The organism is Halomonas sp. H33-56 (assembly GCF_040147035.1).
In the GTDB taxonomy this organism is placed as follows: domain Bacteria; phylum Pseudomonadota; class Gammaproteobacteria; order Pseudomonadales; family Halomonadaceae; genus Halomonas; species Halomonas litopenaei.
Genome location: NZ_JAMSHP010000001.1, coordinates 793629 through 809386 on the forward strand (window position 1 = coordinate 793629; position 15758 = coordinate 809386).

15 protein-coding genes are annotated in these 15758 nt (G+C 63.9%); 7 read left to right on the forward strand and 8 right to left on the reverse strand.

All coding sequences use genetic code 11. From position 1 onward, the window contains the following. Positions 1 to 12 precede the first annotated feature (12 nt). The 4 genes from rplI (at position 13) to NFH98_RS03655 (ending at position 3128) form a co-directional block, all read left to right on the forward strand. Positions 13 to 459 (forward strand): 50S ribosomal protein L9, encoded by a 447-nt coding sequence (gene rplI, locus NFH98_RS03640; RefSeq protein WP_045992138.1) that lies wholly within the window; start codon positions 13 to 15, stop codon positions 457 to 459. Positions 460 to 668: 209 nt separating this feature from the next. Then, positions 669 to 2057 (forward strand): replicative DNA helicase, encoded by a 1389-nt coding sequence (gene dnaB, locus NFH98_RS03645; protein ID WP_045992137.1) that lies wholly within the window; start codon positions 669 to 671, stop codon positions 2055 to 2057. A gap of 78 nt (positions 2058 to 2135) precedes the next feature. Next, on the forward strand, positions 2136 to 2429 hold the full coding sequence (locus NFH98_RS03650) for a hypothetical protein (protein WP_045992136.1): 294 nt from the start codon (positions 2136 to 2138) through the stop codon (positions 2427 to 2429). Positions 2430 to 2825: 396 nt separating this feature from the next. Further along, entirely contained in the window at positions 2826 to 3128 is a 303-nt protein-coding gene (locus tag NFH98_RS03655) for a DUF6482 family protein (protein WP_045992135.1), read from the forward strand. A 141-nt stretch (positions 3129 to 3269) separates the two neighbouring features. Here NFH98_RS03655 and NFH98_RS03660 read toward each other — a convergent pair whose 3' ends face one another. Then, positions 3270 to 3650 carry a thiol-disulfide oxidoreductase DCC family protein gene (locus NFH98_RS03660; protein ID WP_108131327.1) on the reverse strand — a complete coding sequence of 127 codons (381 nt, stop codon included), beginning with the start codon at positions 3648 to 3650 and terminating at the stop codon, positions 3270 to 3272. Further along, the gene (locus NFH98_RS03665) at positions 3647 to 5227 is read right to left on the reverse strand and encodes a cryptochrome/photolyase family protein (RefSeq protein WP_349622234.1); all 1581 of its coding nucleotides are present in this window, start codon (positions 5225 to 5227) and stop codon (positions 3647 to 3649) included. Before NFH98_RS03665 ends, NFH98_RS03660 begins: the two co-directional genes overlap by 4 nt. A 108-nt stretch (positions 5228 to 5335) precedes the next feature. On the opposite strand from NFH98_RS03665, the gene hemH reads away from it, so the two are divergent. Continuing rightward, positions 5336 to 6406 (forward strand): ferrochelatase, encoded by a 1071-nt coding sequence (hemH, locus tag NFH98_RS03670; RefSeq protein ID WP_124802770.1) that lies wholly within the window; start codon positions 5336 to 5338, stop codon positions 6404 to 6406. A gap of 227 nt (positions 6407 to 6633) precedes the next feature. Here hemH and NFH98_RS03675 read toward each other — a convergent pair whose 3' ends face one another. From NFH98_RS03675 to NFH98_RS03700, 6 genes are read right to left on the reverse strand one after another with little or no spacing between them, the layout of a single operon-like run. Continuing rightward, complete coding sequence (locus NFH98_RS03675; RefSeq protein ID WP_045992131.1) at positions 6634 to 7017, reverse strand: Na+/H+ antiporter subunit G; 384 nt, start codon at positions 7015 to 7017, stop codon at positions 6634 to 6636. A gap of 15 nt (positions 7018 to 7032) precedes the next feature. After that, positions 7033 to 7302 carry a K+/H+ antiporter subunit F gene (locus tag NFH98_RS03680; RefSeq protein ID WP_045992130.1) on the reverse strand — a complete coding sequence of 90 codons (270 nt, stop codon included), beginning with the start codon at positions 7300 to 7302 and terminating at the stop codon, positions 7033 to 7035. Further along, positions 7296 to 7796 carry a Na+/H+ antiporter subunit E gene (locus NFH98_RS03685; protein ID WP_045992129.1) on the reverse strand — a complete coding sequence of 167 codons (501 nt, stop codon included), beginning with the start codon at positions 7794 to 7796 and terminating at the stop codon, positions 7296 to 7298. Before NFH98_RS03685 ends, NFH98_RS03680 begins: the two co-directional genes overlap by 7 nt. Further along, positions 7793 to 9301, reverse strand: a complete 1509-nt coding sequence (locus NFH98_RS03690) for a monovalent cation/H+ antiporter subunit D (protein WP_108448056.1) — start codon at positions 9299 to 9301, stop codon at positions 7793 to 7795. Before NFH98_RS03690 ends, NFH98_RS03685 begins: the two co-directional genes overlap by 4 nt. Next, the gene (locus tag NFH98_RS03695) at positions 9298 to 9642 is read right to left on the reverse strand and encodes a Na+/H+ antiporter subunit C (protein ID WP_045992127.1); all 345 of its coding nucleotides are present in this window, start codon (positions 9640 to 9642) and stop codon (positions 9298 to 9300) included. Before NFH98_RS03695 ends, NFH98_RS03690 begins: the two co-directional genes overlap by 4 nt. Position 9643: 1 nt before the next feature. Then, positions 9644 to 12496, reverse strand: a complete 2853-nt coding sequence (locus NFH98_RS03700) for a monovalent cation/H+ antiporter subunit A (protein ID WP_349622235.1) — start codon at positions 12494 to 12496, stop codon at positions 9644 to 9646. Between the two features lie 320 nt (positions 12497 to 12816). Between NFH98_RS03700 and NFH98_RS03705 the strand changes: the two genes are divergently transcribed. Together NFH98_RS03705 and NFH98_RS03710 are read left to right on the forward strand one after the other, a co-directional pair. Beyond that, complete coding sequence (locus NFH98_RS03705; protein ID WP_349622236.1) at positions 12817 to 14118, forward strand: DASH family cryptochrome; 1302 nt, start codon at positions 12817 to 12819, stop codon at positions 14116 to 14118. A gap of 204 nt (positions 14119 to 14322) precedes the next feature. Next, complete coding sequence (locus NFH98_RS03710) at positions 14323 to 15621, forward strand: lytic murein transglycosylase (protein WP_349622237.1); 1299 nt, start codon at positions 14323 to 14325, stop codon at positions 15619 to 15621. The last annotated feature ends 137 nt before the right edge of the window (positions 15622 to 15758 follow it).

Sequence of the window (15758 nt, forward strand, 5' to 3'; positions counted from 1 at the left end):
GAGGTTTACGAGATGGAAGTCATTCTGCTCGACAACATTGGCAAGCTGGGCGGTCTCGGTGACAAGGTCACCGTCAAGCCTGGTTACGGCCGCAACTACCTGGTGCCCTACGGTCTCGCCGTGCCGGCCACCAAGGACAACATCGCTGCCTTTGAAGCCCAGCGCGCCGAGCTCGAAGCTCAGGCCGCCGAGCGCAAGGCCGAAGCCGAAGCTCGCGCCGAGCAGCTCAACGACATCGAGCTGTCTCTGGTCGCCAAGTCTGGCGACGAAGGCAAGCTGTTCGGTTCCATCGGTCCGCGTGACCTGGCCGAGGCGATCTCCAGCGCCGGTATCGACGTCGCCAAGAGCGAAGTTCGCATGCCGGAAGGCCCGATCCGCCAGACCGGCGAATACGACATCGTGCTGCACCTGCATGCCGACGTCGACGCCACCGTACGCGTGGTGGTGGTGGCCGAGTAAGGTCGTCTCCCACGGCAGTGGCAAGGGCGCGGGAGTCACATCCCGCGCCCTTTTTTGTGGCTCGCGATCGCCCGCACGGGTGATCGTGCGACGGACCCGGCTTCGGGTAGACTAAGGCTTGTCTGGAGAGTGGCTGCGCTCGTCGACTTTTCGGACACAGCCTGGATCCAGTGGCATGGCGCCGTGAACAACAGCGAAGAGACAAGCGCATGAGTGACGTCCAGACCATCGATCGTGAAGCCGCGGCGCTGAAGGTTCCGCCGCACTCGGTGGAGGCCGAGCAGTCGGTGCTGGGTGGCCTGATGCTCGACAATCAGGCCTGGGACAATATCGCCGACCGGCTGGTGGCCGACGACTTCTATCGCTACGAGCATCGCCTGGTGTTCAACGCCATGGTGGCGCTGGCCGAGTCGAGCCGTCCGCTGGACGTGGTGACCCTGTCCGAGGCCCTGGAGGGGCGCGACCAGCTCGACACCGTGGGCGGGCTCGCCTACCTGGCGGAGCTGGCCCGCAACACTCCCTCGGCCAGCAATATCCGCGCCTATGGCGACATCGTGCGCGAACGCGCCACCCTGAGAAAGCTGATCCAGGCGGCCAACCAGATCGCCGACGGCGCCTTCAGCCCCAATGGGCGTCCTGCCGATGAGCTGGTCAACGAGGCCGAGCGGCTGGTGTTCCAGATCAGCGAGGATCGCCCCAAGGCCGGCGGCCCCATCGGCATGAGCGAGCTGCTGACCAAGGCCGTCGATCGCATCGACGAGCTGTTCAACATGAAAGGCGAGATGACCGGCCTGTCGACCGGCTTTCGCGATCTCGATGACATGACCTCCGGGCTGCAGCCCTCCGACCTGGTGATCGTCGCCGGCCGTCCGTCCATGGGCAAGACCACCTTCGCCATGAACCTGGTGGAGCACGCGGTGGTGTCCAGCGACAAGCCGGTGATGGTGTTCTCCATGGAGATGCCGGCGGACTCGATCATGCTGCGCATGCTGTCGTCACTCGGCCGCATCGACCAGACCCGAGTGCGCTCCGGTCAGCTCGAGGACGAGGACTGGCCGAGGTTGACCTCGGCGGTCAACCTGCTCAAGGACAAGCAACTGTTCATCGATGACACCGCTGCGCTGTCGCCCAACGAAATGCGCTCACGGGTGCGTCGCGTGGTGCGCGAGCACGGCAACCTGGCGATGATCATGATCGACTACCTTCAGTTGATGCAGGTGCCGGGGTTCGGTGACAACCGTACCGGCGAGATTTCGGAGATCTCGCGCTCGCTCAAGGGGCTTGCCAAGGAGTTCGGCTGCCCGGTGATTGCGCTGTCGCAGCTCAACCGCTCGCTGGAGCAGCGCCCCAACAAGCGTCCGGTGATGTCGGACCTGCGTGAATCCGGGGCCATCGAGCAGGACGCCGACCTGATCGGTTTCGTCTATCGTGATGAGGTCTACAATCCGGATAATCCCGACAACAAGGGGCTCGCCGAATTCATCATCGGCAAGCAGCGTAATGGTCCCATCGGGACGGTGCACATGGCCTTTATCGGCAAGTACACCCGCTTCGAGGATCTGGCGCCGGACAGCTACGGTGATACCTTCGGCGAATAAACGTGCTTGAGCCTGACCGACGGGCTCGTATAATGCCGCCCCTTGCGATTTCGACAGACACAGTGAAGGAGACCTGACATGGCAGGCGGATTTCGACGCGGCAATCGCCGTCGCGCGCCCAAGCTGGAAGCCCGTGGTGAGTTGACCTCGGTGGAACGGGAAGGCCCGTTCAAGGAATGGCTCGGCATGCCCGATCTGTATCGCTATCACCTGGTAGTGGACGGCGTGGACTACAGCTACCAGACAGAAGACTCCGAGCTGCCGGTGCAGATCGGCGACAAGGTGGTGTTTCGCTACAAGGAGACCAAGGCCGGCAATTGGGTCGACCGCAACTCCCTCGGCAAGGCCATCGATCCCTCCGACTACCAGTAGTCTCACCGCCGGATCCGTCGCCCGCGAGCATTCGTGTCGCGGGCCTTCGTTTGCCCTCCTTCAAGCTCTCCACTTCCTCCCGCAAAGGCGCTGCCTGCCGCTGAAGACCCCCTTTTCTCCGCCGCGATCATGGAGGTCGTTTAACCCGCTGTGCGCGCGAAACGGCCAATATGTATCCAGATCAGAGAAATTCTTCACACCGTCACGGGAATGTCACCCGAAGGGCCCAGGCTGTGCCATGATCAGAGAGTCACATGCGCGGCACAGGGAAATGAAACGAGTGTCATGGTCTGCCGAAATATCATCGGCACGCTCGTCGCCGTAGTGTCGTCACATAAGGAGGGCGGGGGCCACAGGACCCCCGTCGCGACAGGATGAAAAGAGGCGAAAGATACGATGGAAATTAATGATCTCAAGGCCTTTGTCGGCCGCCACGACAACTTCGAGATTCGCGTGATCGGCCATGCCGGCAGCCGTTTTTACCAGGTCGAACTGGAAGACGTGGAAGGTGCCCGCAAGATGCTCTGCCGCCGCGGCAAGCCGGTGTTGTTCCGCTCGCTGGACGACGTCTACCTGGAGCTCAAGCGTGCCGGTATCCACCGCGCCTACCTGGTCCAGCACGTGGCCCACGACGAGGTGATCGGTCGCGAGGCCCACTATGCCGAACCGCTGGCCTCACGTATGCCCCTGGTGTTTTGAGTGACATCGTTCCACACCACCCTGGTGCTGGAACCCTCTCGACGGCAGTCTCGCCGTCTCTGCCTTGCCACTGATGTACCCACGTTCAGCGAACAAGTCCCTGGCGCAAGCTGCCAGGGCCCTTGGCGGTGTCGACCTGCCTCATCGCTTCCTATGAGTCCCTGTTAGCCAGGGGCGCAGTCGGGCGAAGCCCAGATAGCCGATGTCCAGCAGTCCACGCAAACCGGGTACGCTGCTTAGCTGCACCCAACGGCGATGACCCAGCGTCGCGTACAATGCGCGAGTGGCATCCATGCCGATGAACCAGCGACCCGTGGCGTCGCGCAGGTGCAGCTTGCCCAGCATGTCATCGAAGCGCTGGCCCCAGGCCTCGGCGCAAAAATCGTCGTCGCGGATATCGATAAAGTGGATCAGCCGGCTGCGCGGATGCCGCCTCAGCCAGGCGATCTCCTTGCGGCATAGTGGGCACTGACCATCATGAAACAGCGCAAGCGGTGTGGCGAGTGTCTCGAACCGATTCATGGATTCGCTCCCTGAGGTCGATAGCCGTCGCGGTGGGGACCCTTACCGTAGCTCGGCTCGCATGCCAGGTTGTCGAGAAAGGACGTGGCCTGGCGGCGCATGGCGCTGCGCTTGTCATCGCTCATGCGGCGCAGCGAGCCATAGATCAGCTTCATGCGAGGATTGCTCGCCAGGGTGTCGGCGTGACGTTCGAGAAAGTCCCAGTAGAGGCTGTTGAAGGGACAGGCGTCTTCGCCCAGGGTCTTTTTCACGTCATAGCGACAGTGGCGGCAATGGTCAGACATCCGATCGATGTACTTGCCTGACGCACAGTAGGGCTTCGAGCCCATCAGTCCACCGTCGGCGTGCAACACCATGCCAAGCGTATTGGGCAATTCGACCCATTCGCAAGCGTCGGCGTAGACCGCCAGGTACCAGTCGCACAGGGCCTCGGGGCTGACATCGCACAGCAGAGCAAAGTTGCCTGTCACCATCAGACGCTGGATATGGTGCGCGTAGGCGTTGTCCCGGGTCATGCCAATCGCGCGGGATAGACAGCGCATGTCGGTGTCACCGCTCCAGTAGAAGTGGGGCAGACCCCTGCGGGCCTGCAAGGCGTTATAGCTCTTGTAGTCCGGCATACGGGTCCAGTAGATGCCCCTGACGTACTCTCGCCAGCCGAGGATCTGGCGGATAAAACCTTCCACCGCATTGATCGGTGCATGCCCCTCGAGATAAGCGGTTTCGGCGGCCTCGCAGACCTCTCTCGGGCTGAGCAGGCCAAGGTTCATGGGAGCGGACAGGCGCGAGTGGAAGAGAAAGGGATCGCTGTCGCTGATGGCGTCCTGGACGTCACCGAAGCTCGGCAGCAGGTGATCGATGAAGTGTCTGAGATCGACCAGCGCCTGGCGTCGGGTGACCGGCCAGTGGAAGCCATCCAGACGACCGAAGTGTTCATCGAAGTGTTCCTCCACCAGTGTCTGCACCTCACGGGTCATGTCGTCGACGGTGTGGCGGGGAGGCTTGGGCAGCGTGTAGTGCTGGGGCAGGGGTCGTCGGTTGTCCTTGTCGAAGTTCCACTGGCCGCCCATGGGTTCATCGCCCTCCATCAGCAGGCCGGTGCGGCGACGCATCAGTCGATAGAAGCCCTCCATGCGAGGCTGCCGGCGATGGGACAACCAGTCGCCGAATTCACCAGGCGTGCAGTAGAAGCGGTCGTCCTCGACCCATTGCCAGGGTATCCCGCCTTGGCGGCGCTCCATGGCATCCAGCAGCCGCCATTCGCCGGGCCTCGTGGTGACAATCCGCGAACAGTCGTAGGCTTGCGCGAGGCGTTCCGCCTCCGCCAGCAGGCCATGGGCGTTGTCCGGATCATCGAGGGCGCTGTAGTGGACGCGATAGCCCTTGTCGCGAAGAGTGGCGGCGAAGTGGCGCATGGCCGACAGCATCATGGCGATCTTCTGAGGGTGATGCGGCACGTAGCGGCCTTCCTCGGCGACCTCGCACAGCGCGACGACGTCGTTGTCGCCAGCGGTCTGCAAGAGTCCGAGGTCCAGGCTCAACTGGTCGCCGGTGATCAAGATCAAGGATCTGGACATGGGTTCACCAAAAATTGTACAAATCCTCTTCATAGTAACACTTCATTCGAGCCTGATACCCACCGGTGATAGGCTTTGTGCATTCGCTACCAAGAGGAAGTCACCTTCATGGATCAGTCCGTTCCCCCCTCAGTGGTGGAGGCCCATCGCCCGGAGCAGGCGCCGGTCGACCACCCCGCCGTCGCACGTGAAAAGATCGGCGTGCTGGTCGCCAACCTGGGTACGCCGGACGATACCGACTACTGGTCCATGCGCCGCTATCTCAGCGAATTTCTGTCGGACCAGCGGGTGGTCGACTATCCGCGCTGGCTCTGGCAGCCGCTGCTGCAGTTGATCATCCTGAGTCGCCGGCCATTTGCCTCCGGGGCGGCCTATCGCAGCATCTGGAACACCGACAAGGACGAGAGTCCATTGCTGACCATCACCAGAAGCCAGAGCGAGAAGCTGTCGACGCGGCTGCGCGCTGAGCTGGGGGACAATATCGAAGTCAGCTTCGGCATGCGCTACGGCAATCCCTCCACCGACAAGGCGCTCAAGGAGCTGGAGGAGAAGGGATGTCGGCGTATCCTGTTCTTCCCGCTGTATCCCCAGTACGGCTCACCCACCACCGCCACCGCCTGCGATCAGTTCTTCCGCCAGCTGATGAAGCGCAAGTGGCAGCCATCGGTGCGAACGGTGCCGGCCTACTTCGACGAGCCGGGCTATATCGAGGCCCTGGCCGCCTCTGTCAGCGAACGCCTGGAGAACGAGACGCACCAGCCCTCGGTGGTGGTGGCGTCCTATCACGGCGTACCCAAGCGCTTTCTGGAGGAAGGCGACCCCTACTACTGTCAGTGCAGGAAGACCACGCGACTGCTGCGCGAACGGCTGGGGCAGGCCGAGGACGAGGTGGTTACCGCCTTCCAGTCCAAGTTCGGGCCTGAAGAATGGGTGGGCCCCGCCACCGTCGACAAGGTGGCGGAGCTGGCGCGTCAGGGTCACAAGAGTATCGCCGTACTGTCCCCCGCCTTCAGCGCCGACTGCGTGGAGACCCTGGAAGAGATCGAGGAAGAGATCCGCGACGCCTTCATGGAGGCCGGCGGCGAGCACTTCATCTACATTCCGTGTCTCAACGATCGCGACGACCATATCGCGGTGCTGGCCGATATCGTCAAGCGCGAACTGGGCGGCTGGATCTGATCGCTCGGCCTTTCGCGCCACGATAGCCAGACACAGAACGGGCAGCCCATGGGCTGCCCGTTTCGTGTCTGGCTTGCATGATGCCCAGGCTTTGTACGAAAAGCCGGCGAGCGATGGTTAGACAAGGCAAAAATCGGTGAGAAAGCGCAGTTTACGAGGTGTAAATGAGCATTTTGACCTGATTTTTAACGCCGTATTACCGAGCGCAGGCACTTTTCGAACAAGCCTTAGTCTCGGTCGGGGTGGGGCACCGGCTTATCCCCAACCTCTTCCTCACGGAATTCGAGCGGCTTGCCGCGGGTCTTGTCCAGATACTTGAGGCGCTGGTGCAGGCCAGTCTTGGCCAGCATGTGGGCGCTTACCGGGGCGGTGATGAACAGGAACAGGGTGATCAGCATCTCCTGCAGGTGGGTGCCTTCCTGGGTGGCGCTGAAGTACACCATGGAGCCGGACAGGATGCAGCCCATGCCCAGGGTGGTGGCCTTGGTCGGGCCGTGCAGGCGCATGTAGAAGTCCCGCAGGTGGGCCATGCCCAGCGAGCCGATGAAGGCAAACAGCCCGCCGGCGATCAGCAGCACCGAGATCAGCCCCTCGAGAATGACGTAGAACATGGAATTCTCCCGAAGTTACTCGATGATATCGCCGCGCAGCAGATACTTGCAGACGGCAATGGTGCTGATGAAGCCGAGCAGCGCGATCAGCAGAGCGGCTTCGAAGTAGGTCTTGGAGTTGAGCCACACTCCCATCAGGATGATCAGGGCGATGGAGTTCACGTACATGGTATCCAGCGCCAGGATCCTGTCGGGCATGTCCGGGCCCACGGTCAGGCGAAACAGGTTCAGCAGCAGCGCCAGGCAGACCAGCGCCAAACTGATGGTCAAGGCGGTGTCTAGCATTCGAAGATCTCCTTCAGCGGCTGCTCGTAGCGTTCGCGGATGGTGCGGATCAGGGTCTGTTCGTCACGCACGTCCAGAGCGTGGATCAGCAGCGTCTTGCCGTCCATGCGCAGGTTGGCCGACACCGTTCCTGGGGTCAGGGTGATGGTGCTGGCCAGCAGGGTGATGGTGAATCGCTCCTCGAGCATCAGCGGATACTCGACGAAGTGGGGCCGAGTGCGGCGCCAGGGATTGATGATGATCCAGGCCACCTGCATGTTGGCCACCACGATGTCACCGATCACCCGGAAGAAGAAGCGCAGCAGTTTCCAGGGCTTCTTTACACCGGGCTGCATGTCCCAGAAGGGGTAGGTCAGCCAGGGGATGAGCACGGCCAGAAAGCCGCCAAGCAGCAGGTGACCGACCGAGACCGTGTTGACCAGCAACAGCCACACGACCAGCAGCAGCAGGCTGAGCAGCGGTGTCGGCAGTAGTGAGCGAGTGCGTCGGTTCATTGGGCGTCTCCCTGATCGATCAGAACGGCCTGAATCATCGGTTGCGGGTCGCTCAACTGTTCTGCAGTGGCCTCGGTGTAGCCGGCCAGGGGGCCGGCCAGGATCACCAGCAACGGCGACGATGCCAGCAGCCAGCCGGTGCCCGCCCACTGCCAGGGGGACAGCGAATCGCCGTCATCGCTGGCCTGGCTGCGCCAGAACAGGGTGGACCCTGCCCGCGACAGCGCCACGATGGCGCACAGGCCGGTGGCCAGCAGCAGAGGCCAGAACCAGAGACGTTGGGCGCTGTCGCCGGCGTTCATCAGCATGACCTTGCCCAGCGCCCCGGACAGCGGAGGCAGGCCCGCCACCGCCATGGACCCGATCAGGAACATCAGGCCCAGCGCCGTGGCGTTGCGCGGTATCCGGCCGCGCACCAGGCGGGTACCGGCCTTGCCACGCTGGACGCCGATCATGTCCGCCAGCAGGAACAGCCCGCCGGTGACCAGGGTGGTGTGCACCAGATAGAACAGGAGGCCCGATACCGCCTCGGGGGAGCGCATGCCGACGCCGGCGAGCAGGGTGCCCACCGATACCAGCACCAGATAGGCCACCAGCAGACGCAGGTCGCGGGCGGCCAGCACGCCGACACCGGCAATCGCCAGGGTGCCGAGCGAAAGCCACCACACCCAGCTCTGCTCAAGCGCCTCCAGGGGGCCTGCCTGGTCGCCGAAGACCAGCCAGTAGACCCGCAGGATGGCGTAGACGCCGATCTTGGTCATCACCGCAAACAGGGCGGCCACCGGCGGCGGCGCGCTGGCGTAGGCCCGCGGGAGCCAGAAATACAGTGGCAGTACCGCCGCCTTGAGGCCAAATACCACCAGCAGCAGCAGAGCGCCGGCGACGACCATGCCCTGACGCTCTCCCGGCAGCTGACTCACCGCCTGGGCCATGTCCGCCATGTTGAGGGTGCCGGTGGCCCCGTACAGCAGACCCACGGCGAACAGGAACAGCGCCGATCCCGCCAGGTTGAGCACGGCGTAGTGCACCGCCGACTGGATGCGCGCCTTGCCACCACCGTGGACCAGCAGGGCGTAGGAGGCCAGCAGCAGCACCTCGAAGAACACGAACAGGTTGAACAGGTCGCCGGTCAGGAAGGCGCCGTTGATTCCCATCAGTTGGAGCTGGAACAGGCCGTGGAAGTTGCTGCCCTTCTCGTCGTCGCCGCCGCAGGCGAACAGCACCGCACCAACCGCCAGCATCGAGGTCACGAACAGCATCAGTGCCGATAGCCGGTCCAGCACCATGATGATGCCGAAGGGCGGCTGCCAGTTGCCCAGGGCGTAGTACTGGATCTCGCCGCTGGCCGCCTGGCGCAGCAGCATCACGCTGATCACCAGCAGCGCCAGGGTGGTGGCAAGGCCGAGACCACGCTTGAGCGTGGCATTGCCGAATCGGGTCAGCAGCAGCGCCACCGCTGCTGCCAGCGGCAGCACGATGGGCATCACGATCAGGTGGGACATCAGCGTCGCTCCTCCTTGTCCTCGGCCTTGCGCCCGTCCACGTGGTCATTGCCCATGTCGCCCCGTGCACGCATCGCCAGGATCACCGCGAAGGCGGTCATGGCGAAGCCAATGACGATGGCGGTCAGCACCAGCGCCTGGGGCAGCGGATCGCTGTAGTCGCTCTTGCCGTCGATGATGGCGGAACCACCGGTGGTCAGTCCGCCCATGGAGAACAGAAAGAGGTTGGTGGCGTAGGAGAGAAGCGTCAGACCTACCACCACTGGGAAGGTTCGGCCGCGCAGCATCAGATACAGGCCACTGGCGGCGAGCACGCCGGTCGTTATGGCATAGAGCATTTCCATGTCACACGGTCTCCTTGCCGTCGGGGGTGGGGTCGTCGGTGCGGTGCAGGCCGCGTTCCGTCGCGTCATGGTCTTCCTTGGCCGGACGGTGGGGGGTGGTCACCTTGCCCAGGTTGGCCAGGATCATCAGGGTCGCACCGACCACCGCCAGATAGACACCGAGATCGAACAGCATCGCGGTGGCCAGTTCGATATCGCCGATCAGCGGGATATGGAAATGGCCGAAGGACGAGGTCAGGAAGGGTGCGCCGAACAGCCAGCTGCCGAAGCCAGTCAGGGCGGCGACACCGACGCCGAGGATCGCCACCGGCTGGTAGGGGAAGTCGAGACGCTTCTGGGTCCAGGCAACGCCCCGGGCCATGTACACCAGGATCAATCCCACCGCGGTGATCAGGCCGGCGATAAAGCCGCCACCGGGCTGGTTGTGGCCGCGCAGGAAGATGAATACCGACACCAGCAGTGCCAGCGGCAGTACCGTCTGGGAGATGGTGGTCAGAATCATCGGGTAGCGATCCGGCGCCCAGATGCGCCCCTCGCTGTCGCTGTGAGGCATGAACAGGCGCAGACGGTTGAGCAGCTTGAAGATGGCGAGACCGGCGATCGCCAGCACCGTGATCTCGCCCAGGGTGTCGAAGCCACGGAAGTCGACCAGGATGACATTGACCACATTGTGGCCGCCGCCGCCGGGCACGCTGTTGTCGAGGAAGAAGTCCGAGATGCTTTCGGTGTCGCGGGTCAGCACGGTGTAGTTGAGTCCGGCGATCACTCCGCCCAGACCGGTACACAGCACCAGGTCGCGCAGCGCCCGCGCCGGGGTGGATTCCCGAGGGGTCTTCTGGGGCAGGAAGAACAGCGCCAGCATCAGCAGGATCATGGTGACCACCTCGACCGATAGCTGGGTCAACGCCAGGTCCGGTGCCGAGAAGCGGGCAAAGGTCAGCGATACCAGCAGGCCCACCACCGACAGCATCAGCAGCGAGATCAGACGATGGCGATGGGTAATGGCGGTGCCAATGCCGGTGAACACCAGCAGCAGGGCGCCGACCAGCAGCACGCCGTCCACCGGTTGGTTGCCCTTGGCCCCGGTCAGGGTATCCATCTGGGCCAGACCGATGGCGCCGACCACCAGGGAGGCGGTCAGCAGCAGGGTCATGAAGCGCTGCAGCGAGGCGTTGTCGACGCATTCGGTGATGCGCTCGGCGCGATCGCCGATGCACTGGATGACACCCTCGAAGATACGGCTGGCATCACGCGGCGGGAAGTCCCGCACGAACTGGCGAATCTTGCGATGCAGGATATAGGTGATGACGCCGGCGACCAGTGCCACCGCGCTCATCGCCAGCGGCAGGTTGAAGCCGTGCCACAGGGCCAGGTGGAACTCCAGCGGCTCGAGCAGCACCGCCTCGACCGCAGGCGCCATCAGCCAGGTGGCCATCAGCGCCGGGAACAGGCCGACCAGGATACACAGCACTGCCAACAGCTCCGCCGGAGCCCGCATCAGATGGGGCGGCTCGTGCGGCGTCTTGGGCGGCGCGTGGCGCGGAGGGGAGAAGAACACCGCGTGGACCAGCCGCGCGGAGTAGGCCACCGACAGCACGCCGCCAATGGTGGCCAGTACCGGCAGCACCAGGCTGAGGCCACCGAAGGCGTGGGTCTCGAGGGCCTCGGTGAAGAACATTTCCTTGGAGATGAAGCCATTGAACAGCGGCACGCCCGCCATGGCGGCGCCGGTGATGCTCATCACCACGCAGGTGACCGGCATCGCCTTGGCCAGTTTGCCCAGCCGGGCCAGGTCGCGGGTGCCGGCCTCATGGTCGATGATCCCCGAACACATGAACAGTGCGGCCTTGAAGGTGGCGTGGTTGAGGATATGAAACAGCGCCGCCAGGACCGCCATGGGACTGCCGATGCCCAGCAGTACGGTGATCAGGCCCAGATGGCTGACGGTGGAGAACGCCAGGATACCCTTGAGATCCGCCTTGATCAGAGCAAACCAGGCGGCATACACCATGGTGACGATACCGATCACGGTCACGATGGCCGACCACAGCTCGCTGCCGGCGATGGCGGGATGCAGGCGCGCCATCAGGAAGATCCCCGCCTTGACCATGGTGGCGGAGTGCAGGTACGCAGACACCGGAGTCGGTGCCGCCATGGCATGGGGAAGCCAGAAGTGGAACGGGAACTGGGCGGACTTGGCGAAGGCGCCGAGCAGCACCAGGACCAGCATCAGCGGGTAGCGCGGGTCGGCCAGGATCGTCTCGCCGCTTTCCAGCACCACCTGCATGTCGAGACTGCCGACGATATCGCCCAGCAGCAGAAAGCCCGCCAGCAGGGCGAGGCCACCGGCGCCGGTGACCGTCATCGCCATGCGCGCGCCCTTGCGCGCCTCCGAGCGGTGTGACCAGAAACCGATCAGCAGGAAGGATGACAGGCTGGTCAACTCCCAGAAGAACCACAGCACCAGCAGGTTGTCGGCCATGGCGATGCCCACCATGGAGGCCATGAACAGGATCAGGTAGGCGTAAAAGCGGGCGTAGTTCTCGCTGGGGTCGAGATAGTAGTGGGCGTACAGGATGATCAGCAGGCCGATGCCCAGGATCAGCACATTGAACAGCAGTGACAGGCCATCGAGGCGAAAGGCCAGGTTCAGCCCCAGTTGGGGCACCCAGCTCAGGGAGACCCGAGGGATATCCCCGGCACCCAGGGCGGGTAGCTGGGCCAGGGTCATGGCCAGGGCAATGGCGGGAAGGACCGCCGTGGCGAGGGTGCAAAGAGGGCGGCCTCTAGATCCGGTCAATGCGGGGACCAGCACACCGAGAAGGGGGAGCAAGGGAATCCATAGCAAAGTCATCTGTCGGTCATCCTGCCTGTCCTTGAACGTGGTGAGCGCCGCGATGGTCTGAAAACACGAGCCCTCACAATGCCTTGGCCTACCGCCAGGGGTGTTGATCAGCTCACCCTGAAGCGCCGACCCACTTTACCCGAAAGATGGACGGACCGCTGCCCCGTGCGGATTCAACGTGATAGCCGTAGGCGCTCTAAAAATTGTACATGTAGTGTACAAGGCCTATATATTATCGCTATGCAGTAGGGCAATGCCTCCGTCGGTAGCGCACGATCTGTGCCCACGGGGCGCGTGCCGCGAATCCTCAGGCCTGTCGGGAGCGTGACATGGAAACAGAGCTGGTGTGGTTGCGTGGGGAACTGCGGCTGGCCGACAACCCCTTGCTGGACATCGCGCCCTCGGTCAGCGAGCGCCTGGTGGTGTTCGTGATCGACGAGGCGCTGCTTGATGGCACATCGGCAGACGGCGTGGCCGGTATCGGCGCTCGTCGGCTGCGCTTTCTGTGGCAGTGTCTCAAGGAGTTGCGTGGGACGCTGTTGAAGAAGGGTAGCGACCTGCTGGTGGCGGTGGACGAGCCGGTATCGCTGGTCGCCCGGCTGGCCGAGCAGTATCAGGTGACACGGGTGGTGGCCAGCGAGGCAGCAGGCGGGGACGACCAGCTTGAGCGACTGGCACGCTGCCTGCCAAGGCAGTGTCGACTGGAGCGTCGTGGTACGGGCACGCTGTGGACGTCGCAGACGTTGCCGATGACGTTGGATGAGGTACCGGCAAGCTGGTCGGCTTTCCGGCGTCGCCTCGGCGAGGCGTCTCCTCGAAGTCACAGCCGTCCGGCCCCGGCGACGCAGCCGGCGTGGCCGGAACGAGCGCCGCGCGGACTGCCCTCGTTGCAGCGATTGTCACGCGAAGCGGACGCCTTGAACGACGTGCCCGACAGCGCCGGGCTTGCCTTTGTCGGCGGTGAAGCGCCCGCCTGGCAGCGTCTCGACGACGTCGTGTGGGAGTCCGATTTGCTGGCGACCTATCAGCAGACGCGCAATGGTTTGATCGGCGCTGGCTTTTCGTCCCGTCTATCGCCCTGGCTGGCGCTTGGCTGTGTGTCGGCGACCCAGGTCCTCGAAGCACTGAGAGAATGGGAAGACCGGCGGGGTGCCAACGCATCATCTCGCCACTTCTATCACGAGTTGTTATGGCGCGAGTACTTCCACTGGGTGGCACGCCAGGAAGGCAAAGCGCTGTTCGGCGATCCCCCATCATCGCCGGGGCAGGCATTCGAGTGCTGGCGCCTGGGCGCTACCGGGCAGCCGCTGATCGATGCAGCCATGCGTGAGTTGTCGGTCAGCGGCTGGCTCTCCAATCGAGCGCGTCAGCTCGTCGCCAGCTACCTGGTGCACGATCTCGGGGAGGACTGGCGCCACGGCGCCGCCTGGTTCGAACGCTGTCTGATCGACCATGACGTTGCCAGCAACTGGGGCAACTGGAAGTACATCGCAGGAGTGGGCCGCAACGCCAAACCCAGGATCTTCGATATCGACGAACAGAGCCGGCGCTACGACCCCGATGAACGCTATGTCCGCCACTGGAAGGAGGTGAGCTTGCAGCCGTCTTCCTACGAGGCACTGGGGCATTGAGGCACCGGTGTATGGAAGGACGAGCGATGCCCAGTTCACCACGTTGTTCGACCTCCCGTATGAGGTCTCTTGCCCCTGCGGGTGGCTCTCACCTTGGTGGTAGTGGTGCCACATCTTGCGATGCTCTGGTGTCCTGACTGGCTGGTATGACAGCGGGTCCTGGGTCATCATGCCCGCATATTGATCGCCAAGGATTGCTTCATCATGCTGACCCGATTGTTCCCCGCCCTTCTCGTGGTGACCCTGGCCGGTTGCCAGAGTACCTCCGCCGCCCCCTCCGGCGATGCCGCGGCCGGTACCAATGCCAGTGCTGGTGCAAGCGTCACCGCCAGCGCCAGTGGCGAAGCGTCTGGGCAGGCCGCCCCTGCCGCCGCTGCAGTCGAGCCCCAGAGCTTCGATCAGTGGCTGGCCGGCTTTAGTGATCAGGCGCGTGCAGAAGGCATCAGCGAAGCGACCCTGGCGCGCGCGCTGGATGGCCTGCGCTACCGTCCCCGGGTGATCGAACTCGACGGCTCCCAGCCGGAGTTCGTGCGCCCGATCTGGCAATACCTGGATACCGCGGTCTCCAACGCCAGGGTGACCCAGGGGCGTGACAAGCTCGCCGCCAATCGCTCCGCGGCCGACCGCGCCGAGGCCGACTACGGTGTGCCCGCCGAGGTCCTTACCGCCATCTGGGGTATCGAGAGCAACTACGGCCAGAACTTCGGTGACTTCTCGACCCTGGAGGCACTGGCGACCCTGGCCTATGACGGTCGGCGCCGAGACTTTGCACGCGGTGAACTGATGGCAGCGCTCGAGATCATCGATGCCGGCGATATCACACCGCAGCGCATGAAGGGCTCCTGGGCGGGGGCGATGGGCCACACCCAGTTCATTCCTTCCAGTTTCGTGGCCTACGCCAAGGACGGAGACGGCGACGGTCGCCGTGATATCTGGGCGAGTATCCCCGACGTCATGGCGTCGACTGCCAACTATCTGGATCGTGCCGGTTGGCGTCAGGGCGAGCCCTGGGGTGTCGAGGTGCAACTGCCGTCCGGGTTCGACTACGCCCAGACCGAGCTCGATACCCGCAAGAGCGCTTCGGCTTGGGCCGGCCTGGGTGTGAGCCCGCTGGGCGGTGGCGATCTGCCGGCCTTCGATGAGGCGTCGGTGATCACTCCGGCCGGCGCGCGTGGTCCTGCTTTCCTGGTGGGACCGAACTTCCGCGCCATTCTGCGCTACAACAACGCCACCAGCTACGCCCTGGCGGTGGCCTCGCTGAGCGACCGTATCGCTGGGCGCGCCGGCATCGAGGGTGGCTGGCCTCGTGACGAGCAACCGCTCTCTCGTACTCAGGTGAAGACGCTGCAGTCGCGGCTTCAGGCGCTTGGCTACGAGGTGGGAACCCCGGACGGCATCATGGGTCCCAATACCCGGGCAGGGTTGCGCGCCTGGCAGCGCGACCAGGGGCTGGTGCCCGACGGTTTCGCCACGCTCAACCTGCTCGAACGCCTGAGCCACTGAGCGATCAATCAGCCCTGAAAACATCAAGGCGGCCCCTGACTCAGGGGCCTGACGTATCGGCGTCCGGCGGGACGCCCTCCACATGGAAATGGCACGATGACTCTCTGGAATCGATGGCTGTCGGGCCCCGCCCGACG